We start from the raw sequence: 22,735 nt of genomic DNA, 5'->3' as shown, positions 1-22,735 counted from the left end.
CCGCTCTAGGCTCCGATCGCCGTAATGTTGCTCAGCAGCCTGTCCGCGACACAGGTCGATGCTCCAGCCGCCATGAGCATCTGCGGCAGGATCAACCATTCCAGCGTCCAGGCGGCGCCAGAGCGCTCCTGCTCGTGGACGAGCGCATGATGCGTCCCGGAGAGCTGGACGGCGTTGTAGCGGGCGAGCGTCACCAGCATCTCGGCATCGATGGGATTGCGCTTGTGCGCCATGGCCGACGATGAACCGCCGCCCGCCAGTTGCAGCTCGTCGCCTGCCTGCGCCATCAGCGCAATGTCCTGCCCGAACTTGCCGAGGCCGCCCGTCACAAGCGACAGCCAGTTGGCCAGCTCAGCGATGCGGTCGCGCTGGCTGTGCCATTGCGGCGCGTCGCCGAGGCTCAGCCGCTCGGCCACCGCGGCACGGACGGCGGCTCCCTTGTCTGCGAACTTCTCGAGTGTCCCGACGGCGCCGCCGAACTGGATGACGAGAACCGATCTTCGCATCGATTGAAGCCGCTCGTGGTGGCGCACGAGCGGTTCGCGCCAGCTTGTGACGCGGTCGGCTACGGAAATCGGGATCGCTGCCTGCATTCGGGTTCGGGCCATCAGCGGGCGATCGCCAAACCGATGACCGAGATCGGCAAAGGCGACCACCAGTGCCGAAAGCCGTTCTTCCAACAGGTCGATACAGGCGCGAATTCGCAGGATCATGGCCGTGTCGATCACGTCCTGGCTGGTCGCACCGAAATGCACATGCTCCGAATGCGGCTCTCCCACAGCATGCCTGATCTGCCGCACGAGCTCCGGCACCATGACGCCGTCGCGCGCCGTTCCGTCCCTCAGGGCCGAAATGTCCGGCCGGAAGTTGTCGAGGACGCGTCCGATTGCGCTTGCTGCAGCCGCCGGGACGATGCCGAGTGCGCCTTCTGCGTCGGCGAGCGCCTTCTCGAATTGCAGCATCGTCGCAAGTTCGGCCTCGACGCCGAGGAGCGTCGCCATCTTCTCATCGCCGAGAAGCCCGGACAGGAGGGGACTGTCGAATGCTGCGATCATATGTCGAAGAAGACCGTCTCGTTCATGCCCTGAAGATGAATGTCGAACTTATAGATGTCGCCATCGCGCGGCGCGACCAGCGTTGACACGCGCTCTCTTTGCTCAATACGCATCAGGACGGGATCCTCGGCGTTGGCCGTTTCCTCGTCGCTGAAATACATGCGGGTGTGAAGGCCAATGTTGATTCCACGCGCGACGATCCACACCGTCAAATGCGGCGCCATCTTGCGGCCGTCAAAAAAGGGCACGCGACCGGGTTTGATGGTCTCGAACATGCATTCGCCCGTCGTCATGTCGGTGGGCAGCCGGCCCCAGCCGGTAAAATTCGGGTCGGCGGAGCCACGCAGATCCGAGGGCGAATTGTAGATGCCGGCGGCGTCCGCCTGCCAGATCTCCACAAGCGCGTCTTTCAGCGGCGAGCCGGCGCCGTCGATCACCCGGATGTTGACCCTGATGCGCTCGCCCTTGGTCTTGTCGGCGACCATCGCGGCGCCAAGGTCGCGTTCATAGACGCCCGAGATGCCGACAAAGTTGGGCGTCAGCCCTATATGGACGTAGGGTCCCGCGGTCTGCGAGGCGCTTTCCTTCAGCCGGCTGAGACCCTGGACCATCAGCTGCCCTCGATGCGGTTTTCGAACGGCGTCGAGCGGCGGCCGCGCAGCACGATGTCGAATTTGTATGCCCGCGCATCCATCGGCATCGTTGCCTCCATGTCGAGCGCGGCGGTGAGGCCTTCAATAGCGCGGCGGTCGTTGATGGTCCGCACGATCGGGCACCTCCAGATCATCGGATCGCCCTCGAAATACATCTGGGTGATCAGGCGCTGCGCGAAGCCGTGCCCGAAGATCGAGAAATGGATGTGGGCTGGACGCCAGTCGTTAGGTCCGTTGGGCCAGGGATATGGCCCCGGCTGGACTGTGCGGAAACAATAGGAGCCATCCTCGCCGGTGATGGTGCGGCCGCAGCCGCCGAAGTTCGGATCGAGCGGCGCGAGATAGGTTTCCTTCTTGTGTCGGTAGCGTCCGCCTGCGTTGGCCTGCCATATCTCCAGCAGCGCACCGGCGACGCCGATGCCGCGCTCATCGAGTACGCGGCCATAGACGAGGATGCGCGGCCCGATCGCGCTTTCGCCCGGCCCGGCAAAATTGTATATGAGGTCATTGTCCAGCTCACCGAGAATATTGTGGCCGAAGACCGGCCCGGTAAGCTCCGACAGGGTGTTGTCGAGGGAAAGAAGCGGCCGTTGCGGCGAGCGCAGCACCGAAGTCTTGTAGGCTGGCGTGAAGGCCGGCGGATGCCAGTTGCGGTCGCGCTGAAAGAAGGCGCCGATTTCCGGCGTGCGGTTGGCGGGAAAGCGCGACTTGGTCATGATTTGCCGGCTTGAGCATCCATTTCGTCGAACGTCTTCCTGGCGATCTTCATCGCGTGATTTGCCGCCGGCACGCCGGCATAGATTGCCACATGCAGCAGCGCCTCGCGTATGTCGTCGCGCGTCGCCCCGGTATTGACGCTGGCGCGGATATGCATCGCGACTTCTTCATCCTGCTTCAGCGCGGCGAGCAGCGCGATGGTGATCATAGAACGCTCGCGCTTGGTGATGTTCGGCCGCGACCAGACGTGGCTCCATGCAGCCTCCATGATCAGTTCCTGGAAAGGAATGTCAAATTCGGTCTTGGCCGCCTCTGCGCGGTCGACATGGGCGTCACCCAGCACCGAACGGCGCGTCGTCATCCCTTCGACGTATCGGGCGCCGTGTTGTGGCTTGCTCATTCGCGCTCCCTTCGCATGTCGTTCAGGAAGCCACGGATCAGCCCTGCGAGCCTTCCCGGCTGCTCGACGCATGGGATGTGGCCCGCACCGGCGATGACCTCGAACCGTGAGGCGGGGATTGAGAGGGCCAGCGATTCCACCAGTTCAGGCGGCGTCGATCCGTCTTGATCGCCGACAATGCAGAGTGTCGGCACATTAATCGCGGCGGTCGTAGCGGTCAAATCGGCGTCGCGGATAGCTGCGCAGGCAGCAGCGTAGCCGGCCGGATCCTGGCGCGTCAGCATCGTTTTATACCCTGCCAGTTCCTCGCCGCGATTCTTATGGAAATCCGGTGTGAACCATTTTCGCATCACGTCGTCGGCAAAGCTCGCGATGCCCTCCGACAGCGCCGCGTTGATGCGCCCGTTCCACATCTCGGTCGTGCCGATTTTCGCGGCCGTATCGCAAAGGATCAACCCCTCGATCAAATCCGGCCGCGTCTTGTAAAGGCATTGCGCAATGACGCCGCCGATCGAAAGCCCGCAGATCACAGCGCGTTTTACGCCAAGATGGTCGAGCAGCCCTGCAAGGTCCGTCGCATGGGTCTCGATTGTTTGTGGCGCGTCACCCAGTTCGCTCAGACCGTGTCCGCGCTTGTCAAATGCAACGAACGTGCAGTCGTTGGCGAGCCTTCGCTCGACCTCGTTCCAGATGCGCATATCCGTGCCGAGCGAGTTCGCGAAGACGACCGTCGGCCTGCCAGCTGCGGGACGATACCGATAGTGGATCGTCGCGTCGTTGATGCGAGCAAAGTTCATACCGGTCATATCTTTGGCATTCCTTTGGGCCGCATCAGCCGCTTTTGCGCGGCGATGCGGAATGGTGCGTTCGGCGCACCATATCCTGCATACGCGCCGCGCCGTTCAACAAACTCGATAATGAACCCCTCTCCGAATGTCGGCGCATAGAGCTGAAAAAATTCGCCGTTGTCGTCGCGGTCATAAAGAACATTGGCTGAGCGCAACCGATCGGCGACCTCCGGATCCAAACCGAAGCGCGCCTCTACGTCGTCGTAGTAGTTCATCGATATCTGAAGCGGTTCGAAGCCGTTGGCCTGCAGCTTCGCCGCCGTCGCAAAGATGTCATCGGTCGCGAGTGCGAAATGCTGGACGCCGGAACCAAAGGTTTCGGCGATGAAATGGCCAGCCAGGGTGCGATGACTCTCGGCGCCGTTCAGCGTGAGGCGGAAGCGCTTGTCCAGACCTTCTATCACCTGGCTGCGCACGAGGCCGGCCGGATCGACGATGTCGACCATAGGGGTCTTGGTCGTCCTGAAGATCGAGACATAGAACAGCAACCAGCTCGGCATCTCCTCCTGTGCCATGGTCTGCCCGACATGATCGATGCGGGTGAGGCCGACGCCATTGCCGGAACTTGTCGGCATGACCGGCGTGAACTCTATGTCCCAGACCTTCGCCAGGTCGGTCTTGGCGTCGAGGAAGTAGATCAGCCCGCCACCGACGCCGCGGATCGCCGGGATCGACAGCTCGCCAGGGCCGACCCGCTGGTGAAAGATCTCCGCGCCCAGCGCCTCGGCGCGCGCAACCGTGGCGGCGGCGTCCTCGACCTTCAGGCCCATCGCATATGCCGATGTGCCATGGACAACAAAGGAAGAATGGGCGAAGCCCTGCCGCTCCGTATTGATGACAATATTGATCTCGCCCTGGCGGTAGAGCGTGACGTCCTTCGAGACGTGTCGACCGGCCTCGACAAAGCCGAGCATGCGCAACAGCGATCCAAGTTGTCCGGCGTCCTGGCGATCGGCCGCGAACTCGATGAACTCGACCCCTCCAACCCAGATGCGGTCGGGCATGGGCGGGATAGCAACGTCAAGTGCCGGTTCTTCACGCCGCACCTGATCCATCAACCACACGAGCGAACGCCGTCCGTCGACGGAGATCGCCTTTGCCGACCCGCCACGGAACTGGTCGTTGAAAATCTCGAGCGACAGATAGCCATCATAACCGGTTGCCGCGACCGCCTGCATGAACTGTCGCACCGGCAGATCGCCTTCGCCTGGCATGTTGCGGAAGTGCCGGCTCCAATAGAGCAAGTCCATTTCGATCAACGGCGCGTCGGCGAGTTGGACAATGAAGATCTTGTCGGCGGGTATCGAACGGATGGAGCCGAGTTCAATCCTGCGGGCTAGCGTGTGGAAAGAATCGAGAACCAGCCCGATGTTCGGATGCGCAGTCCTGCGCACGATTTCCCACGCATCGCGATGATCGTTGACGTGACGCCCCCAGGCCAATGCCTCGTAGCCGACGCGCAGACCGCGCTTGGCGGCGCGCTCGCCAAGCTCGTGAAAGTCCATGGCCGCCCGGTCGATCCCGCCAAGCGAGACCGGCGACACCGACGAGCATACCAGCATCAGGTCGGTGCCGAGTTCCTGCATGACGTCGAACTTGCGCTCGGCACGGTCGAAAGCGCGGCTACGCTGGGGCTCCGGCAAACCCTCGAAGTCCCTGAACGGCTGGAAGAGCGTTATGGTCAAACCTGCGTCATCAGCCATTCGGCCGACGTCGCGCGGTGAGCCGTCAAAGGCGAGGAAATCGTTCTCGAAGATTTCAACACCGTCGAAGCCCGCGGCGGAAATTGCCGCGAATTTCTCCGCCAGGTCACCGGCGATCGACACCGTCGCGATCGAAGTCTTCAAACGCGCCTCCTCCCTGGTTGTTATGAACGAACCAGTTCGTACATAATTAAGGCAACGCTGGCAGCACCGCAAGTTTTGGCGCGCTCAGCGTTCTGCGGGAGCTTCGTCCTTCGCGACAAAGCGCAACAGCATCTCCACGCTGTTGCGCTTGAGCCGCTCGAGTTGTGCCGGAGCGCCAAAGTCGCGTCCGAAGATCATCGAAAAGGTGGCGCGGTTGGAAACGTTGAAGAAGCACAGCGCGCTTACCTGCCAATGGAGTTCGACCGCGTCGAGCCCCGGCCGGAAGACCCCCTCTTCGACACCGCGTGAATAGATGCGAGAAATATGGTCGATCGCAGTCACGTTCAGTTCGCGGATCGCATCCGATTGTTCGAGGTATTGGCCGTGATGGATGTTCTCGATCATCACCATGCGGATAAATTCCTCGTGTCGGTGATGGTGGTCGAACGTGAACTCCACTAGGCGCGTCAGTGCCGCCACGGGGGGCAAACCTTCGATATCGAGTTGGGCCTCGCCCTCGCGCACCTGGCGATACGCGTTCTCGAGCGCGCGCAGGTAGAGGCCCTCTTTGTCACCAAAGTAGTAGTAGATCATGCGCTTGCTGAAGCGTGTGCGCGCCGCAATCTCGTCTATGCGCGCGCCCGACAAGCCGTTCAGGGCAAACTCCTTGGAGGCGATCTCCAGGATGTTGCGGCGCGTGCCCTCAGGGTCCTGGATACGCGTCGTGCTCGCGTCCGGCTTCGTCTTTCGTTCCTTCTTGATAACGGCCATGCAGTTTGAGTTCCCGCCCCGGCGCCAGCCGGCAATTGACTAAACTAACCAGTTAGTACATCATTCGCAAATCGCGACGGACTTATTTACCGGCGCGTTTGACGTGAACACAAGGGCGATCCAAGCATTGCCGCATTTGGGCCAGGAGGCGGCCCGCACAGGGAGGAATCTCGGGAGATGGGCGACAGCCTTGTCGACCTCCTTTGCCGTCTTGCGGACGAGCACAAGAGCGCTGCTAGCGGCGACAGCGAAAAGGTCGTGATTGGCCTTGTCGGACGCGGCATTCAGTCCTCGCGCACTCCCGGCATGCATGAGCGTGAAGCCCGGCGCCTTGGCATCGGCTATTCGTACCTTTTGCTCGATTTCGACAGGCTCGGATTTCCGGACGCGGCGATCGGCGACTTGATCGCGGCGGCGCAAATTGCGGGCTTTCAGGGCCTCAACGTCACTCATCCGTTTAAACAGGCTGTTATTCCCGTCCTCGATGCGCTGTCGCCAGAAGCGCGCGCGATAGGCGCGGTGAATACGATCGTGTTCGCTGGCGGACGCAAGGAAGGCCACAACACCGACGGCTGGGGTTTCGCGGAGAGTTTTCGCGAAGCGATGACAGGCGCATCGATGGGCAGTGTCGCCATGTTCGGCGCCGGCGGAGCGGGCGCCGCAGTCGCAAACGCGCTGATGGAGATGGGCGTTGGCCGGCTGTTCGTCGTCGACAGCCAACCCGATCGCGCCTCGGATCTTGCGTCGCGCATGGGCGCCTTGTTCGGCGGCCGCGTCGAGGCGTGGCCGGACCCGGCCGCAGCGGTGCGCATGGCAAACGGCATCGTCAACACGACCCCGGTGGGCATGGCGAAATACCCCGGAACACCGTTCGACACGGCTCTTCTGACGGCCGAAAAATGGGTCGCCGACATAGTCTATTTTCCGATGGAAACGGAGTTGTTGATCGCGGCCCGTAAGATCGGCTGCAGAACGCTGCCGGGCATCGGCATGGCGATCTATCAGGCCGTCCGCGCGTTCGAGCTCTTCACCGGGCGCAAGGCCGACCGCCGCGCCATGGCAGATCACTTCGAGGCCGCCGCATGAACTCAATGACGCCTATAGCCGCATGAAGACCACTGGGAGGAAATCGACATGAAAGCTGAAATGAACCGACGCATGTTTATGATCGCTGCCGGCGCATTTGCCGCCGGAACCGCTGTCCCCGCCTTCGCGCAGGACAAACCAAAGCTGCGTTTCTCGGCCGTGTTCTCGGAACAGGACATCCGGGCTGAGATGATGAAAATGTTCGCTGACGCCATCAAGGACGACTTTGCTTTCGAGGGCTACTACGGCGGCAACCTGTTCAAGCAGGGCACCGAGCTTGTCGCCATCCAGCGCGGCAACCTCGAAATGGGCAACATCGCCCCGCAGGACATCTCCAAGCAGATTCCGGCCTGGTCTATCGTCACCGCCGGCTACCTGTTCCGCGACGCCGCGCATCTCAAGGCCTTCTTTGCCAGCGACGCCGGCGCGGAGCTGAAGAAGATGACCGAGGACCAACTCGGCGTGAGGGTGCTCGGCCCCACCTATTTCGGCCTGCGTCAGGTCGGCCTGAAGCCCGATAAGGAAATCAAGACTCCCGCCGACTTGGCCGGCGTCAAGCTGCGCATGCCGGGTGGCGACGCCTGGCAATTCCTCGGCCAGGCGCTCGGCGCGAATCCTACGCCGATGGCCTACGCAGAGGTCTATACTGGCCTGCAGACAGGAGCGATCGATGGGCAGGACAACCCTCTGCCCAACGTCGAGAACATGAAGTTCTACGAGGTCATGTCGCAGATCGTGCTGACCTCGCACCTTGTCGGCTTCGACCTCCTCAGCATCTCGAAGAAGGTGTGGGACGAGATGGGGGCCGAGAAGCAGGCAAAGGTCCAGGCCGCGGCGGACAAGGCGATCGACTTCTCGACAGAGAAACACCTGACGCGCGAGAAGGAACTCGTTGAAACATTCAAGGGCAAAGGCCTGAAGATCTACGAGCCCGACGTCGCTGCATTCCGCAAGCACGTGCAGGAGCAATATCTTGCCTCTGACCTCGCCAAGGAATGGCCGGCCGGGATGATCGACAAGATCAACGCGCTTTGACGCGCCAAAACTCGCCAGCCGGTCCGCTTGTGACCGGCTGGCCCAAACTCGTTTAGCCAGACGACGCCAGGGAGGCATGATGAACCCGGGATTGAGAAAGGTCGGCGGCTGGCTATACCGGCGCGCCGAGAACGCCATCGCCATCGCAATCGGCGCCATGTTCGCCGCGTTTCTTCTGCAGGTTGCTTTTCGTTACCTTCTCAACTGGCCGACCGGCTGGAGCAACGAGCTCACCGTCGTGCTCTGGATTTGGGTTGTGCTGTTCGGCGCAGCGTTCGTCGTTCGTGAGGAAGAGGAAATCCGTTTTGATCTCCTCTATGCCGCAGTCGGTCCGAACATAAGGCGAGCGATGACGCTCGCCTTCGCGATCGCTCTCGTCGCGCTCTATGGCTGGTCCTTTCCGGCCGTCTTCGACTATGTGACCTTCATGAAGGTCGAGAGCACCGCCTACCTCAAGATACGCTTCGACTGGCTGTTCTCGATCTACCTCGTCTTCGTGGTCGCCGTGATTGCCCGCTACCTATGGCTCGCGTGGCGTGCTCTCCGGGGCGAAGCGCCGGCGGAATTTGACCCGACGAAAGCGAGTTCCGGCGTATGAGCCTCGCGAGTCCCTTTTCGCTGTCGGTCGTTGCGATCACAGCGCTGGCCCTGCTTGGCCTGCCGATCGGTCACTCGATGATCGCCGGGTCGATCCTCTATCTCTGGCTAGCAGGGCTCGACATGGGCACGTCCGCCGAGCAGCTCCTCAACGGGCTCTACACGAGCTACATTCTGCTTGCCGTGCCGATGTTCATTCTCGCCGCGGAGTTGATGAACGCCGGAACAATGACCGACCGGCTGCTGCAATTCTGCAACGCTGTCGTCGGCCGTTTCCGCGGCGGCCTGGCGCAGGTCAACGTGCTGCAGTCGATCATCTTCGCCGGCATGTCCGGCTCGGCCATTGCCGACGCCGCGGGCACCGGCAAGATGATGCAGCAGCTCATGACCAAGGATGGCAAGTACCCGGCGAGCTATGCCGCTGCGCTGACAGCCGTCACCTCCGTGATCGGCCCGATCATTCCTCCGTCAATTCCGCTGGTCATCTATGCGCTGATCTCGGATGCATCCATCGGCTACCTCTTCATTGCGGGTATCGTGCCGGGCCTTCTTCTCGCCCTGTCGCAGATGATCATCGTCGCCATCGATGCGCGCCGGAAGAACTTTCCGGTCGAGAAGCCGGTGCCGCTCAGGGAATTTCCGGGGATCACCTTGCGAGCGTTTCCGGCGCTGATGCTGCCGGTCGTTCTGCTGGTCGGCATAAGGGGCGGCGTGATGACCCCGACCGAGGCTGCGGCGGTCGCCGCCGGCTACGCGCTGCTCATCTCGGTCGCGATCTATCGCAGCGTGACGCCGGTTCAGCTCTACCATGCGCTTCTCAACAGCGCCCGCACCACGGCCTCGATCGGCATGCTCATCGCCGGCGCCCTGGTGTTCAACTACGTTGTCACGGTTGAGAACATTCCGCAGTCCCTGTCGGTGATCCTGCAGTCCTGGGATCTTTCGCCGATGGGTTTCCTGATCCTCGTCAACATCCTGCTGCTGATCCTGGGCTGCGTGCTGGAGGGCACGACTATTCTGCTGGTGATCGTGCCGGTGCTGATTCCGACGGCGAAGGCGCTCGGTGTCGACATGGTGCATTTCGGCGTGATGGTCGTCGTCAACATCATGCTCGGCCTCGTCACCCCGCCATACGGGTTGCTGCTGTTCATCATGACCCGCATCGCAGAGGTGCCGCTGCGCGACCTGGTGCACGACGTAATGCCGTTTCTCTACGCCATGATTGCCGCCCTGATGCTGATCACCTTCTTCCCATCGCTGGTGCTGTGGCTGCCGCGCCTGCTGGGCTATCAAGGATAGGACCATGACCAAGCCAATCTTCGTTCTCAACGGTCCAAACCTCAATCGCTTGGGCAGCCGCGAGCCGGAAATCTACGGGACGACGACGCTTGCCGAGATCGAGACGATGTGCCGGAAGGCCGCAGACGGGCTTCCAGTCCGCTTTCACCAGTCGAATTTCGAGGGTGAGATCGTCGGCTGGATCCACGAGGCGATCGACGACGGCGCCGGCATCATCATCAACCCGGCGGGCTTCTCGTTCACCTCGATTGCCATCCTCGACGCGCTCAAGATGTTTCCTGGACCGATCGTTGAGCTCCACATTTCCAACATCCACCGACGCGAGGAGATCTATCACAAATCGCTCGTCTCGACGGTGGCGACGGCGGTCATCGCCGGTTTGGGGCCGCGAGGATACGCCACCGCGGTCAATTCGCTGAAGCAACTGATGGAAGGTTAGGTAAGGCCACAGGCAAGGCGTGAAATCCGCAGCGGGAATATACTAACTGGATAGTATGACAATCGTCTCGTCAAGATCGCCAATGGGAAGGAAAAAACATGTGCCCTCCGGGATGCCTGCATTCAATCTGTGAGAAAGCCACACGTAGAGGTCTTCTCAAAACCGGCTTCACTTTGGGCCTCGGCGCCGCCGCCGCCGCGTTTCCTGGCACGCCACAAGCCCAGGCCGCTCCAACGAGCTTCAGCGAGACGGTCGACCTTTCGCACGCGCTCTATGAAGGGTTTCCGACCTTTAGCGGCGAGAAATGGTTCACCGTCGAGCATTTGGTCACCTTCGCAAAGGACAAGGTGAACCTGAACCGCTGGACGATCGTCGAACACAGTGGCACCCATATGGACGCGCCCATCCATTTTTCTGCCGATGGCTTGACGGCCGATCTGATTCCCATCTCCGACCTGATCGTGCCTGTCGCAGTCATCAATATTGCTTCGCGGGCGGCCGAGAATGCGGACACATCTCTCACCCCCGACGATATCAAAGCGTGGGAGGCAAAGAACGGGCCTCTTCCGGAGGGATGCTGTGTGGTGATGAATTCCGGATGGCACAAGCTTCTGGACGATCCAAAGTTCACCGGCAATGACGGCGAGAAGAGAAATCATACCCCCGGCTTTCACGTCGAGACTGCGCAATTCCTGATAGGCGAGCGAAATGTTAAGGGCATTGGGGTCGACACCCTCTCCCTCGACACGGGGCTTAATTCGGGCGGGGCGTTTCCCGTCCACTACGAATGGCTTGGAAGCGGTCGCTGGGGCGTCGAGTGCCTTGCAAATCTAGACGCGATTCCTGAAGTCGGGGCGCGTCTCTTCCTCGGGATTCCGAAGGTGAGGGGCGCGACCGGCGGGCCGACTCGGGTGATCGCGCTTCTCTAGATCCACCCGGTGGCGACTGCGGTAAAAGACGATCTGCGGGCTTGAGAGCCGTTTGAAAAATCGAGGGCTGGATGGCCCAGATCGCCAAGAAGACCAAGCGCAATCACCACGGACTCCTCTGCGCGCACGAGTATGACGACGTCTTTGCCGCTTCCATCAACGAGCCCGAGGCGACGGCTATCCTCGCCAACGGATTGGAGCGTGCGGGTATTGGGCGGCGCGACCAGAAGGTGCCGTCGGTCGGTTCGGAGGATCGGGCAGTTCGGGCTGAGCGGCGCAAAGGCCGCGATGCTCTTTCTCGGGTCCGGCCCCGACTGGCCACGGGTCCGTCCTCCTGAATATGACTTCCGCGACGAACTGATTCCGGTGGGTATCCGGATATTCTCGGAGACGCTGGCGGCCTGTCTGGATAACAGCTGAATGCGATCGTCTGCGATGTCCTGCCGACCGATGCCGCCGGCAGAAGTGTGCGGATAAGGTGTCGATGTGACCAAGAGAAAGACAGGCTGCCATTGACAACCTTCCCGTTCAGCGAAGCCATCCCGGTGCAGTTTCAGGCGCTGTTGCCGAAGACATCCGACGTCGTGATCGTTGGCGGAGGCATCATCGGCGTGATGACGGCACTGTTTCTGGCGCGACGGAACATCTCGGTCACGCTTGTCGAGAAGGGCCGCATCGCGGCCGAGCAGTCATCGCGCAACTGGGGTTGGATCCGGCAGCAAGGCCGCGACGCTGACGAACTGCCGATCATGATCGAAGCGCGCCAACTCTGGCAGCAACTTGCCGAAGAGTGCGGCGAGGATATCGGTCTGAGGCAGACCGGGATCACATACCTTGCGCGGACCGACACGGAGATGGCCGCGTTTGCTGCGTTCGTGCGGATCGCCGGCGCACACGGTGTCGACACACGCCTCCTCGACCCGAATGAGGTCGTGGATCTGATCCCCGCCATGTCGCGGCGCTACAAGGGCGGAATGATAACCCCGTCGGACATGCGGGCCGAGCCTTGGGTTGCCGTGCCGGCGATCGCTCGCCTGGCCGCCCGGGAAGGCGTCACGATCATCGAGAATTGCGCGGCGCGGATGCTTGACCGATCCGGCGGTCGGATCAGCGGCGTCTGGACCGAAAGGGGCCACATCGCTACCTCGAATGTTCTCGTCGCCAGCGGCGCGTGGACGTCGCTCTTCCTGCGCGCGCATGGCATCTCGATCCCGCAGCTCAGCGTCAGGTCGACCGTCGCCGCGACCGAGCCGATGCCCGAGATCTATGCGGGGGCAGCCACCGACGAACACATCGCCTTCCGGCGGCGGCAGGATGGCGGCTATACGCTCGCGTCGGGCGGTGCCAGCCAGCTCTATGTCGGCCCGGACGCATTCCGGCATGCGATCAAATACGTTCCCGCCTTGAGGGCAAATCCCCTGGGCACGCGATACCTGCCGGCGGCGCCAATGGGATATCCGGATGCCTGGTCGACGCCGCGCAAGTGGGACGCGACCCAGGAAAGTCCGTTCGAGCGGATGCGCATCCTGAACCCCGCTCCCGAACCCTCCGGGCTCCGCTCGATCGAGCGCGGGTTCAGGGAGCTTTTCCCTCAGGTCAAGGACGTGCGGCTGAAGGCGAGCTGGGCGGGCATGATCGATGCGATGCCGGACGTGGTGCCCATCGTCGACCGCGTAGCCGAGATTCCAGGCCTCGTCGTTGCGACCGGGATGAGCGGCCACGGTTTCGGCATCGGGCCCGGCATAGGCCGCGTCGTGTCGGACCTGATCCAGGGTAATGAGGTTGGCCACAACCTCAATCGGTTCCGCATCTCGCGATTCAGCGACGGCAGCCCGATCCGATTGGGGCCAGCCTTGTAGCCCCCATACCGACCATAATGACGGTGCTTGAGGCATGTCGCCGGCGGAATGATGGTGCCCGCTACGCAGGCTCATGCGCCATGATTTCCGGCATAGCGGTTCATCCCGATGTCCTTCGACGTGGCGCGCCGATGGATTTCTGCCATGGCGGAGTGGAACACCGCGTTCAGTGTCTCCAGTTCGGCGTGCGCGGCGAGGTGCGCCGGGACAAGCTCACGGATCTCGGCCAGTATGGCGGCTTCGTCGATCGTTTGCAGGCGGCCGTCATGGACGACGATCTGCCCCGCTATCATCACCGTTTCGATGGAAGAACCGTTCTCGGCATAGACGAGATGCTTGGCGATATCGTTGAGCGGGGTGAAGCTGAGGGTGGTGAGATCGAGGATCAGCAGATCAGCGGCCTTGCCGACTTCGAGCGAACCGGTGACATTCTCCAGCATGGCACTGCGTGCGCCGCCGATCGTCGCCATGGTCAGGATTTCCTCAGCACGGATCCACTGGTCATAATCCGGGCCGGAAACACTGTGGATCAGCCCGGCCACCCGCATGACGTCGAAGATGCGCGCCGTGTCGTTCGACGACATGCCATCGGTCCCGAGACCAACGGTTATGCCTGCATTCATCAGGCGGCGAATGGGAGCAATGCCGGCGCCGAGCTTCTGGTTGGAAATGGCATTGTGGGCAACGGAGCACCCTGCCTCGCCCATCGTCGCGATGTCCTTGTCGCTCACCCAGACGGAATGGGCGATCGTCGTGTTGCGCGACAGCACGCCGAGATCGCTCATATAGCCGATCAGGCTCTTGCCGTAGACTTCATGGCCGGTCACGGCCTGTGTCTTGGTTTCCAGGATATGCGTGTGTAGCGGCACGCCCATGTCGACGGCGAGTGCATGGCAGGCTTGCAGCAAGTCCGGGGTACAGCGTTGCGGCGCTGACGGTGCGATCATGAAATTGAGCCGGCCGGCCCTGCCATGCAGCGACGCGAAGGCGGAACGGCAGTAGTCCATATAGGCGTCGGTCGACATCGGCGGCCCGAAATCGAGCTTCTGCTGCAGGTGGAGCGGCATCACCTCGCGGGCGTAGGGCAGGGCGTCCAGCGCATGCACGTTCATGGCCGCGCTCGACACATTGGCGCGGATGCCCGCGTCCTCATAGGCCCTGAAGACGGCTGACAGCCGTGAGAGGTCGTGCGCAGGCGGATCGAAGAAGTCGTCGCATATCGTCGTGACGCCGCTGCGCAGCGATTCCATCGCGAGGAGAAGGCTGCGCAGGTAGAGAAGTCGCTCGTCGACGACAGGGCCCATCAGCAGGGGGTAGGCGTAGAGAAGCCAGAGCTCTAGCGGCATGCCTTCATATCGGCCGCGAAAGAAGGTTTCGCCCGAATGGGCATGGGCATTGACGAGGCCCGGCATTACCAGCCGGTTTTGGCCGTCGATGAGGGTGGCATCCGGCGCAGCCACGAGGTTCTGTCCGACGGCAGAGATGCGGCCGTCCTCGATAAGAATGTCGCCTTGGAACGGCTTGCTTCCGTTCCGGGCGCACATCGTCAAAAGGGTGGCGTTCTTGATTAGTGTCTGGGGCATGGGCATGTCCTGCTCGTGTCGCGCTGTACGCGCCCGGCTGCCGGTCCGGTGCGATGCCAGCCTGGTGTCTATTGGTCGCGCAGCTCACCGAAGCCGCTGGCGGCCTTGGTGCCGCCGCGCAGCTGCGTGCTGAGCCAGATGCCGAGAACGGTGGCTATGTAAGGCAAGGCGAGCAGCAGATCGTGCGGGACGCGGTCGCCGAAGGCGAGCTGCGCCCTGATGCCGAGCGCACCAACGACGGCGAAGAACACGGCTGCCAGAGTCGCGCCGATTGGATGACCCGCGCCGAATATGACGGCGGCAAATCCCATGAAGCCGCGGCCGGCTGTCATGTTCTGCGCAAAGATCTGAAGGCTCCCCGCAGCAAGCTCAGCGCCTGCGAGCGCGCAAAGCACGCCGCCGGTCATCAGCGCGACGAGGCGCATTGCCGCTGGATTGACACCCACACCGCGCGCGGCAAAGGGATGCTCGCCCGACGCCGCCAGACGCAGGCCGAAACGGGTTCGCCGCAAGACAACCCACATCGCGAAGACGATCACCGGCATCATGACGACGAGGATCGAAAGCGACCCGAACGCCCCGAAGGCGGGTCCTATGCGCGGCAGGCCGAAGGGTGCGCTGACTGCGGCCTGCGTTCCAAAAATCGACTGCACGGCAAGCGCGGTTCCTCCGAGGCCGAGCCCTGTAAGCCCGAGGCCGGCAATGATCTGGTTGGCCTTGAGCTTCTCCACCACGAACCAGAACAGGATTGAGCCGAGGACGCACGCCGTGATCGCACCGAGAAGCGCGATCCAGATCGATTGCGTAAGCACGATGCCAAGGATCGTTGCGCAAGCGCCGGTAATCATCAGGCCTTCGAGGCCGAGATGCCAGATGCCGGCTCGCTGGGCGATGACGCCGGCAAGGGTCACGTAGATCAGCGGAGTGCCCGACCGCAGGATGGCGATTACGAAGTCTTCCATATCCGTCCTCCGAGTTTTGCTATCCGGTCGACGGCGCTGGATTTCGCGGTGATGAACAGAGCAATGGCTGCGTTGATGATGTCGATTGCCGACGACGGCAGGCCGGCCATGATCGGCAGGTAGAGGGCGGCGGACGCTAGCCCACCGAAGAACAGCGACACGATAGCCGTGCCGACGACCGAGAAGTTGGCGACGAGTGCGATGAGGATTGCGGTGAAGCCGTGGCCCGGCAGGAAACCGCCGGTCAGTCGTCCGTTGGGGCCCATGAACTCTATCGTGCCGGCAAGACCGGCGAGCGCGCCGCTGAGCAGGAAACTTGCGAGCCCGATGCGCCATGTCTTCGCGCCCTGCCACTCGACCATCGTCGGATTGCGACCGGCAAGGCCAGAGAGCACGCCGAAGGCGGTTCTGTTGACCAGAAACCACATTGCCAGGCCGACCAGAACGGCGATGGCGATGATCGTCGGAGACAATCCGAGCGAGTCGCTGATCCGGTAAGCGCTGTCGAGCGGGCGGCTTGACGCCTGCTGCCCGGTGCCCGATGGGTCCTTGAGCGGTCCGGCCGTCACATAAAGCAGCACCAGACCGGCAATGAAATTGCCCATAAGCGTGGTGATCACCTCGTCCGCGCCGGATTTCAGCCGCAGGAGCCCGGGCCAGAAAGCCCACAACGCACCACCCGACATGCCGGCGAAGAAGCAGGCGGTCATGAGGATCGGCGCCGGTGCGCCGTCAAGCCATTCGGCCATGAACGCGGCCGCGATGGCTCCCATGTAGAACTGGCCCTGGGCGCCGATGTTGAAGTAGCCCGCCCGGAAGGAGACGGCCACGCCGACAGCCGTGATGAACAGGGGAAGCCCCCAACGAAGTGCCTGTTGCAGGGCGCCGGGTCTGAGGAAAGCGCCATCGGCGATCGACTGGAACATCAGGGGCGCCGAATAGCCGGCGGCCTGAAAGATAACCCCGCAAAGCGCAAGGGCGATCAGGATGAAGATCAGCGCGCGGAAAACGGAGACGAACCGATCGATCATCCGAGCACTCCTGTCATGGCTGCGCCGACGGCTGTGATGTCATAGGGTGGACGGAACTCGGCGACGATGCGCCCGGACAGCATGACAACGACGCGGTCCGAGATATCGAAGATCTCGTCGAGATCCGAAGAGATGAACAGCAGGCCGCAACCGCGCGCTCGCGCATCGAGCATCGATTGCCATACGAACGACGTTGCGCCGATATCGAGACCTCGCGTGGGCTGCGCCGCAAGAATAAGGCGGGCGTTTTCGTCCATCTCACGCGACAGGATCACCTTCTGGGCGTTCCCGCCCGATAGCGAGCCGGCCCGCTGACCGACATCGGAATAGCGGACATCCCATTGCTTGAGGGCGGTATCGCATTGCTTGCGCAGAGCAGAGGGGCTGATGGCGGACAGGAGCGGTCTCTGAAGGAGACCGCGCGCCGACCAGTTTTCCCAAAGAGAGCTGGTCAGGCTAAGGCCTTCGACATTCCGTTCGAAGGGAATGACGCGCAGTCCGGCCGCTCGTCGTGCAGCGAGTGGTGCGCGGGTCACGTCCATCCTGTCGATGGAGATATCGCCGCTGACGACATCAGCCAGTGCCGAGATCGCGCGCACAAGCGTTCTCTGCCCGTTGCCCTCGACGCCGGCCACGCCGACGATTTCCCCGGGGCGAACCTCGAGGCTGATCTCGTCGAGCGCCGGGCCTTCGGGATCGCGCCGCGTGGAAACGGCGCGCATCTTGAGGACCGGGGCGGCAGCATCGGTGTCCGCAACATGCTGTTCGGCATGGGTGATCACTGCTGCGCCTGTCAAAGCCGCCTTGTCGTCCGAGCTGAGGTTGCGGGCGGCGGCTGGCCCGATGATAAGCTCGGCCAGCCGATCCGCATCAATCCCGTCGCAGGACAGCGGTCCGTCGACGAGCTTTCCGCCGCGCAGAACCGTCACCGTATCCGCAATCGCCAGAACCTCCCGTATCTTGTGCAGGATGAGGATGACCGTGACGCCGCGCTCCTTGAGACGTCGGACCCGATCGAAAAGCTTCTCAGCGCCTTCGGGAGACAGGACCGCGGTCGGCTCATCCAGGATGAGGAGCTTCGCATCCGAGACGAGGGCTCTGGCGATTTCAACACTCTGCTGGGTTTCCACCGGCAGGTCGCGGATACGCTGCTTGGCCTTCACCTTCACATGGAGCGCATCGAGATGATGCTGCCACCGCTTTTCGAGGGCTGCCTTTGTGAATAGCCCTCCACCTTCCGCGCCGAACTGCATGGCTTCGGCAACCGTGAAAGAGGGGGGAAGGGCAAAACTCTGGTGGACGAGTTCGACGCCCGAACGCCGGGCATCCCTCACGTTTCCACCCGCAAGCGGGCGGCCGTCGATTTTGAGCTCGCCCGATGCAGGGCGCACGAGACCGGCCAGGACTCGGGCAAAAGTCGTCTTGCCCGCGCCGTTTTGGCCGACCACGGCGTGGATCATGCCCCGTTCGAAGACTGCTCCGACATCGGAGAGCGCGACAATGTGACCGTAGCGCACGGTCACATTGCGGCATTCAAATATGGGGGATCTGTCCTCGGTCACCGCAGCATGATCCAGTCGAAGGTCAGAGGCTCGTATTGAACGGCACCTTCAGCGACCCATCGAGGATCGCTGCGCGCGCCGCCGCTATTTCTGCCCCTGCCTCCTTGCCTTTGGCGATGATGTCAGCCGGTCCCTGCTGCGTGAAGAGGGGCGACGGAATGAAGTCGATGACGCCTGTTCCAAGGCCGGTATGCTCATGTGTGCCACCGGAAAAATCGCTGCCGAGTGCCTTCGTGACCTCGTTGTAAAGCGAGGTGCCGAAGTCGAGGCCGACGATCGAGATCACGGACTTTGGCCCCTGCGGGAACTGGGCCGGGTCGAGCACGCTCACCAGGCGGCCTTCCGCCTCGTTTGCGGCGGCGATGATGCCGAAGTCGGTTGCCGCGGCGTCGGTCTGGATGAAGTCGATACCGCTCGAGTACATCTGCGTGGCGATTTCCTGGCCCTTGGCCGGGTCCTGGAAAGAGCCCGCGAATGCAATGGCGACGGATACGTCTGGACGCACGGACTGGGCGCCTGCCTTGAACGCATTGTAGTCGGCATTGATCGGCGGAATGGAAACACCACCGATGAAGCCGAGCTTTCCTGCTTTGCTCACACGCGCGGCGAAAATGCCGGAGAGATAGCACCCCAGATAGTAATCATAGGAAACGGTGACGACATTCGGGATCGCCGGCTCGAAGGGATCTGCAAACAGCTGGATCCACTTGGTATTGGGATAGGAGTGAGCGAGCGCCTTGAAGGGTTCCGCGACCTCGTTGAAGGTCGAGACGATCACTGCCGCACCAGCATCGCCCAGCGTACGGAAAATGGTCTCGTAGGTCGCCGGGTCCTGAGCGTATACCGCGCGATACTGGAAGCCTTGCTCCTCGGAGAGCTGCTTGAGCTTGGCAATCATCGAGTCCACCGGACCGGCATCGCCTGCCGCCTGCGTGTGAACCAGCGCCACGAGGCCGCCCGAAGCGTGCGCGGCAGCTGTCAGCAGGCCGCCCGCCATTGTGAAGGCAGCCAATCCTGCCGAGGCCTTGAGGAGGCTGCGGCGGCCGACCGGCCGGTGCAGCACATTCATTTCATTTGAAGTCTTGTTGGTCATGTTCCCTTTTCCTTGCTCTAGAGGTTCGATATCTGCAACTTCTTATTGGGGTGGCTTCTTTCGCCGCCCGGTCGTCATCGGGATGCAAGGTTTGCATCCTCTTCCTCAGGCGCCGGGAGAAAACGGCGCCGGATTCATGATCATCACGTCCTGGCTCTGAATGGCGCCGAGAGACCAGACACCGGAGATGAACGCCTGCCATTCCGGGTCGGCATACATGGCTGCCCGCCGCGTCTCGCGGTCGGCGAGGCTGTCATAACGCCACATCAGGACCGTCGTGTGCAGGCGGCCGATCTCACTGACATAGAGTCCGAGAAAGGTGTTGAGATGCCGCTTCTGGATCGGCAGACCCTCGGTCTCGTATTTCTTCAGCCAGCCATCGACTGTTCCCGGCCGAAAGGTGTACGTGCGATGTTCCACGATCATCTGGATGCCTCGTCGAGAATGAATTCGGCGGCTCGCTCCCCGATCATGATCGACGGCGCGTTCGTGTTGCCGCTGGAAATGATTGGCATGATCGAGGCGTCCGCTACGCGCAGGCCCTCGATGCCGTGAACTTTCAGTCGGGCGTCGACCACGGCCATCGGGTCGTTGCCCATCTTGCAGGTGCCGACCGGATGGAAGGTCGTCATGGCATTGGTACGCAGCCACTTGACCATTTCGGCATCGCTTTCGACGGCCGGACCCGGGGCGAGCTCCTTGCCGCGATATTTCTCGAAAGCCTTCTGCTTGATGATGTCGCGCGTCATGCGGATCGCGTTGATCATCGTGCGAATGTCAAACTCGGTTTGCAGGTAGTTCGCGTTGATGCGCGGCCGGTCCATCGGATCGGCCGAGCGCAGCCTGATCTCGCCGCGGCTCTCGGGATTGACCGGGCCGACGCGCAACGAGAAGCCATGGTTGGCCTCCACCCGCTCTTTCTTGAACGGGTTTGGAAAATGCAGGTTCGCCGTCTTTTCGAGCGCCGGCATGAAGTGAAGCTGGATGTCAGGCGCGGCCAGATCGGTGCGCGACTTGACGAAGGCCCCGGCTTCGTACGGGAAGGTCGTGGCGATGCCTTCACCGAACAGCATGCCCTGGATCACCGACCAGGTGAGCTTGTCGGCGCGCAGGTCCGAATAGAGCGTGACCGGCTCCCGGCATTCATAGGCCATGACGCAATCGACATGATCCTGAAGGTTCTTGCCGACACCAGGAAGATCCTGGACGACAGGGATGTCATGCTGTGCGAGTTCGTCGGCAGCGCCGATCCCCGAAAGCATGAGGATCTGCGGCGAGTTGACGACGCCGGCCGACAGGATCACCTGGCGGTCTGCATAGGCTCTCGAAATGTTGCCTTTTCGGCTGAACTCGACGCCGACAGCCTGGCCGTTCTCGATGAGGATGCGCCTCGTATGGGCGCGGGTGATGATCGTCAGATTCGGGCGTTTCTTTGCCGGCCGCAGGAACGCATAGGCTGCCGAGCAGCGTTTGCCCTTCGCGATGGTGAAGTCATAACGGCCGAAGCCTTCCTGCTCTTCGCCGTTGAAATCGTCGTTGTGAGGATATCCCGCCTGTCCGCCTGCCTCGTGAAAGACATCGAGCAGGCTGTTCCAGCCGCGCGCCCGGCAGACGGTCAGTTCGCCTTCGGCATTGTGATAGGCGCCATTGCGCTGCACATGGGTCTCCGAGCGGAGGAACGCTGGCAACACCTCATCGTAGGACCATCCTGTGGCGCCCATCTGCGCCCAGCGATCGTAGTCGTGCCGGTTTCCGCGAACATAGATCATGCCGTTGATGGTGGATGTGCCGCCGAGCACCTTGCCACGAGGCCAGTAGAGCGACCGTCCGTTCAGATGCGGCTCGGGCTCTGTGTGATAGTGCCAGTTGTAGATGCCCGAATGGAAAAGCTTGCCCATCAGCATGGGCAGCCGGAACAGCGGGTTGAGGTCCCTGCCGCCGGCCTCGAGCAGAAGCACCTTGTTGGCGGGATCGGCGGACAGGCGGTTTGCCAGAACGCAGCCTGCCGAACCGGCGCCGATGATGATGAAATCGAATGTCTTCGTTGCCGCCATGGTCACCACGCGATGGGACGAGAGCCCATCTCCTCCAGGTAGCGGTTGCAAAGAATGAATGGATTGGGTCTGGAAAGGACGGCTTCGGCGCGGGCGGGATGATCGCGCAGAACGCAGCGAAGATGCCCGCCCGCGTTCTCGTCGATTCCCGCTTCTGCCAGTGCTTCCGCGGCGGCGTCGCCGAACCCGAGGAATACCAGCGGCTTTTCCCGCGAGGCAAGGGCGCGCAAGGTTTCCACGATCAGCGGACGCCAGAGCCGGAGATGGCCCTTGGACTGATGCGGATCCACATCCACCTTGAAGCGAGTGAGCGTCAGCGAGGCATTCAGTAGGAGAACGCCTTTCGAGACCCAGCGGTCCGCGATATCGGACGGCTGCTCGATGTCGGCTGCACCGCTCTCCATGGCTGCAAGTGTCTTCGGCCAATCGTCGAAGCTGCGGGCATAGGACAGGTCACCGGTGCGCGCTGCCAGGATCATCTGCATGTAGGCACGGATGCTCTTTGAAAACATCTTGTCGAGCTCGTGCCATCCCGCCAGGTTTCCAGCTTCAAATGCCCGTCCGGTGGCAAACCCGGGTTCGGGGTAGGGGTCCTGGCCCAGAACGACACAGTGAACCTCATCGGGGGCGATTCCGTCGAAAGCTCTCAGGCAATGCGCGCCCGCAGGCATTCCCGGAAAGTGCTTGCCGCGACGGACGGGAAAGATCGGTTCCCAGACCTCGAGCTCAAGTTCGGCCGCGATCCCGTCAATATCCGGCCCCGCATGCCTGATCAGTGCACGCCAGGGTCCGTTCAGATCGGCGGACCAATCTGAAAGGAATTCCTCCATGGCGGTCTTTAGCAACATTGCCATTCGCACCCTCTCCAAGGTGGTCGACTGCGGCAGCTCCTTCAGGAACCTGACCGTTTTGTCA

The 22,735-nt window shown here is 62.1% G+C and carries 23 protein-coding genes; 8 read left to right on the top strand and 15 right to left on the bottom strand.

What is annotated here, in order from left to right; all coding sequences use genetic code 11:
* Positions 1-5 precede the first annotated feature (5 nt).
* The 7 genes from EJ075_RS04640 to EJ075_RS04610 all read right to left on the bottom strand — a co-directional run bounded on the left by EJ075_RS04640 (position 6) and on the right by EJ075_RS04610 (position 6,291).
* On the bottom strand, positions 6-1,055 hold the full coding sequence (locus EJ075_RS04640) for a 3-carboxy-cis,cis-muconate cycloisomerase (protein WP_126103553.1): 1,050 nt from the start codon (positions 1,053-1,055) through the stop codon (positions 6-8).
* A complete protein-coding gene (pcaG, locus tag EJ075_RS04635; RefSeq protein ID WP_126103552.1) occupies positions 1,052-1,666 on the bottom strand; it encodes a protocatechuate 3,4-dioxygenase subunit alpha in 615 nt (204 codons plus the stop codon). The genes EJ075_RS04640 and pcaG overlap by 4 nt, the downstream gene beginning before the upstream one ends.
* A complete protein-coding gene (gene pcaH / locus EJ075_RS04630) occupies positions 1,666-2,424 on the bottom strand; it encodes a protocatechuate 3,4-dioxygenase subunit beta (protein ID WP_095483676.1) in 759 nt (252 codons plus the stop codon). Before pcaH ends, pcaG begins: the two co-directional genes overlap by 1 nt.
* Positions 2,421-2,825 (bottom strand): 4-carboxymuconolactone decarboxylase, encoded by a 405-nt coding sequence (gene pcaC / locus EJ075_RS04625; RefSeq protein ID WP_126103551.1) that lies wholly within the window; start codon positions 2,823-2,825, stop codon positions 2,421-2,423. The genes pcaH and pcaC overlap by 4 nt, the downstream gene beginning before the upstream one ends.
* Complete coding sequence (gene pcaD, locus EJ075_RS04620) at positions 2,822-3,622, bottom strand: 3-oxoadipate enol-lactonase (RefSeq protein ID WP_126107236.1); 801 nt, start codon at positions 3,620-3,622, stop codon at positions 2,822-2,824. The genes pcaC and pcaD overlap by 4 nt, the downstream gene beginning before the upstream one ends.
* A 5-nt stretch (positions 3,623-3,627) precedes the next feature.
* Positions 3,628-5,520, bottom strand: a complete 1,893-nt coding sequence (locus EJ075_RS04615; protein ID WP_126103550.1) for a sugar phosphate isomerase/epimerase and 4-hydroxyphenylpyruvate domain-containing protein — start codon at positions 5,518-5,520, stop codon at positions 3,628-3,630.
* Between the two features lie 84 nt (positions 5,521-5,604).
* Positions 5,605-6,291 carry a TetR/AcrR family transcriptional regulator gene (locus EJ075_RS04610; protein ID WP_126103549.1) on the bottom strand — a complete coding sequence of 229 codons (687 nt, stop codon included), beginning with the start codon at positions 6,289-6,291 and terminating at the stop codon, positions 5,605-5,607.
* Positions 6,292-6,468: 177 nt separating this feature from the next.
* On the opposite strand from EJ075_RS04610, the gene EJ075_RS04605 reads away from it, so the two are divergent.
* The 8 genes from EJ075_RS04605 (at position 6,469) to EJ075_RS04570 (ending at position 13,535) form a co-directional block, all read left to right on the top strand.
* Positions 6,469-7,377 carry a shikimate dehydrogenase gene (locus EJ075_RS04605; protein ID WP_126103548.1) on the top strand — a complete coding sequence of 303 codons (909 nt, stop codon included), beginning with the start codon at positions 6,469-6,471 and terminating at the stop codon, positions 7,375-7,377.
* Between the two features lie 48 nt (positions 7,378-7,425).
* Positions 7,426-8,412, top strand: coding sequence for a TRAP transporter substrate-binding protein DctP (dctP, locus tag EJ075_RS04600; RefSeq protein WP_126103547.1), 987 nt, complete (start codon positions 7,426-7,428; stop codon positions 8,410-8,412).
* Positions 8,413-8,503: 91 nt separating this feature from the next.
* Positions 8,504-9,010 carry a TRAP transporter small permease subunit gene (locus EJ075_RS04595; protein ID WP_348627361.1) on the top strand — a complete coding sequence of 169 codons (507 nt, stop codon included), beginning with the start codon at positions 8,504-8,506 and terminating at the stop codon, positions 9,008-9,010.
* A complete protein-coding gene (locus EJ075_RS04590; RefSeq protein WP_095483683.1) occupies positions 9,007-10,308 on the top strand; it encodes a TRAP transporter large permease in 1,302 nt (433 codons plus the stop codon). Before EJ075_RS04595 ends, EJ075_RS04590 begins: the two co-directional genes overlap by 4 nt.
* 4 nt (positions 10,309-10,312) lie before the next feature.
* Entirely contained in the window at positions 10,313-10,747 is a 435-nt protein-coding gene (locus EJ075_RS04585) for a type II 3-dehydroquinate dehydratase (RefSeq protein ID WP_095483684.1), read from the top strand.
* A gap of 173 nt (positions 10,748-10,920) precedes the next feature.
* Positions 10,921-11,676 carry a cyclase family protein gene (locus EJ075_RS04580; RefSeq protein WP_158302519.1) on the top strand — a complete coding sequence of 252 codons (756 nt, stop codon included), beginning with the start codon at positions 10,921-10,923 and terminating at the stop codon, positions 11,674-11,676.
* 71 nt (positions 11,677-11,747) lie between these two features.
* Positions 11,748-12,014, top strand: a complete 267-nt coding sequence (locus tag EJ075_RS04575) for a hypothetical protein (RefSeq protein WP_126103546.1) — start codon at positions 11,748-11,750, stop codon at positions 12,012-12,014.
* 174 nt (positions 12,015-12,188) lie between these two features.
* On the top strand, positions 12,189-13,535 hold the full coding sequence (locus tag EJ075_RS04570) for an FAD-binding oxidoreductase (RefSeq protein ID WP_126103545.1): 1,347 nt from the start codon (positions 12,189-12,191) through the stop codon (positions 13,533-13,535).
* 71 nt (positions 13,536-13,606) lie between these two features.
* Here EJ075_RS04570 and EJ075_RS04565 read toward each other — a convergent pair whose 3' ends face one another.
* The 8 genes from EJ075_RS04565 to EJ075_RS04530 form a co-directional block, all read right to left on the bottom strand.
* The gene (locus EJ075_RS04565) at positions 13,607-15,118 is read right to left on the bottom strand and encodes an amidohydrolase (protein ID WP_126103544.1); all 1,512 of its coding nucleotides are present in this window, start codon (positions 15,116-15,118) and stop codon (positions 13,607-13,609) included.
* Positions 15,119-15,186: 68 nt separating this feature from the next.
* Positions 15,187-16,080, bottom strand: coding sequence for an ABC transporter permease (locus tag EJ075_RS04560; RefSeq protein ID WP_126103543.1), 894 nt, complete (start codon positions 16,078-16,080; stop codon positions 15,187-15,189).
* Positions 16,065-17,111 (bottom strand): ABC transporter permease, encoded by a 1,047-nt coding sequence (locus EJ075_RS04555; protein WP_095483690.1) that lies wholly within the window; start codon positions 17,109-17,111, stop codon positions 16,065-16,067. The genes EJ075_RS04560 and EJ075_RS04555 overlap by 16 nt, the downstream gene beginning before the upstream one ends.
* Positions 17,108-18,673 (bottom strand): ATP-binding cassette domain-containing protein, encoded by a 1,566-nt coding sequence (locus EJ075_RS04550; protein ID WP_126103542.1) that lies wholly within the window; start codon positions 18,671-18,673, stop codon positions 17,108-17,110. Before EJ075_RS04550 ends, EJ075_RS04555 begins: the two co-directional genes overlap by 4 nt.
* Before the next feature lie 22 nt (positions 18,674-18,695).
* On the bottom strand, positions 18,696-19,766 hold the full coding sequence (locus tag EJ075_RS04545) for a BMP family ABC transporter substrate-binding protein (protein WP_126103541.1): 1,071 nt from the start codon (positions 19,764-19,766) through the stop codon (positions 18,696-18,698).
* Between the two features lie 105 nt (positions 19,767-19,871).
* On the bottom strand, positions 19,872-20,192 hold the full coding sequence (locus EJ075_RS04540; RefSeq protein WP_095483693.1) for an NIPSNAP family protein: 321 nt from the start codon (positions 20,190-20,192) through the stop codon (positions 19,872-19,874).
* Positions 20,189-21,820 (bottom strand): choline dehydrogenase, encoded by a 1,632-nt coding sequence (locus EJ075_RS04535; protein WP_126103540.1) that lies wholly within the window; start codon positions 21,818-21,820, stop codon positions 20,189-20,191. Before EJ075_RS04535 ends, EJ075_RS04540 begins: the two co-directional genes overlap by 4 nt.
* A gap of 2 nt (positions 21,821-21,822) precedes the next feature.
* On the bottom strand, positions 21,823-22,674 hold the full coding sequence (locus tag EJ075_RS04530; protein ID WP_245458101.1) for a uracil-DNA glycosylase: 852 nt from the start codon (positions 22,672-22,674) through the stop codon (positions 21,823-21,825).
* Positions 22,675-22,735 lie beyond the last annotated feature (61 nt).

Origin of the sequence: Mesorhizobium sp. M6A.T.Cr.TU.016.01.1.1 (assembly GCF_003952585.1) — a bacterium.
GTDB lineage: Bacteria > Pseudomonadota > Alphaproteobacteria > Rhizobiales > Rhizobiaceae > Mesorhizobium > Mesorhizobium mediterraneum.
This window is presented reverse-complemented; position numbering and strand designations above follow the sequence as displayed.

Coding starts and splice junctions, on each gene's coding strand:
- EJ075_RS04640 (WP_126103553.1), bottom strand. CDS start 1,055: ATGATCGCAGCATTCGACAGTCCCCTCCTGTCCGGGCTTCTCGGCGAT.
- pcaG (WP_126103552.1), bottom strand. CDS start 1,666: ATGGTCCAGGGTCTCAGCCGGCTGAAGGAAAGCGCCTCGCAGACCGCG.
- pcaH (WP_095483676.1), bottom strand. CDS start 2,424: ATGACCAAGTCGCGCTTTCCCGCCAACCGCACGCCGGAAATCGGCGCC.
- pcaC (WP_126103551.1), bottom strand. CDS start 2,825: ATGAGCAAGCCACAACACGGCGCCCGATACGTCGAAGGGATGACGACG.
- pcaD (WP_126107236.1), bottom strand. CDS start 3,622: ATGAACTTTGCTCGCATCAACGACGCGACGATCCACTATCGGTATCGT.
- EJ075_RS04610 (WP_126103549.1), bottom strand. CDS start 6,291: ATGGCCGTTATCAAGAAGGAACGAAAGACGAAGCCGGACGCGAGCACG.
- EJ075_RS04605 (WP_126103548.1), top strand. CDS start 6,469: ATGGGCGACAGCCTTGTCGACCTCCTTTGCCGTCTTGCGGACGAGCAC.
- dctP (WP_126103547.1), top strand. CDS start 7,426: ATGAAAGCTGAAATGAACCGACGCATGTTTATGATCGCTGCCGGCGCA.
- EJ075_RS04590 (WP_095483683.1), top strand. CDS start 9,007: ATGAGCCTCGCGAGTCCCTTTTCGCTGTCGGTCGTTGCGATCACAGCG.
- EJ075_RS04585 (WP_095483684.1), top strand. CDS start 10,313: ATGACCAAGCCAATCTTCGTTCTCAACGGTCCAAACCTCAATCGCTTG.
- EJ075_RS04575 (WP_126103546.1), top strand. CDS start 11,748: ATGGCCCAGATCGCCAAGAAGACCAAGCGCAATCACCACGGACTCCTC.
- EJ075_RS04565 (WP_126103544.1), bottom strand. CDS start 15,118: ATGCCCCAGACACTAATCAAGAACGCCACCCTTTTGACGATGTGCGCC.
- EJ075_RS04560 (WP_126103543.1), bottom strand. CDS start 16,080: ATGGAAGACTTCGTAATCGCCATCCTGCGGTCGGGCACTCCGCTGATC.
- EJ075_RS04555 (WP_095483690.1), bottom strand. CDS start 17,111: ATGATCGATCGGTTCGTCTCCGTTTTCCGCGCGCTGATCTTCATCCTG.
- EJ075_RS04545 (WP_126103541.1), bottom strand. CDS start 19,766: ATGACCAACAAGACTTCAAATGAAATGAATGTGCTGCACCGGCCGGTC.
- EJ075_RS04540 (WP_095483693.1), bottom strand. CDS start 20,192: ATGATCGTGGAACATCGCACGTACACCTTTCGGCCGGGAACAGTCGAT.
- EJ075_RS04535 (WP_126103540.1), bottom strand. CDS start 21,820: ATGGCGGCAACGAAGACATTCGATTTCATCATCATCGGCGCCGGTTCG.
- EJ075_RS04530 (WP_245458101.1), bottom strand. CDS start 22,674: ATGGCAATGTTGCTAAAGACCGCCATGGAGGAATTCCTTTCAGATTGG.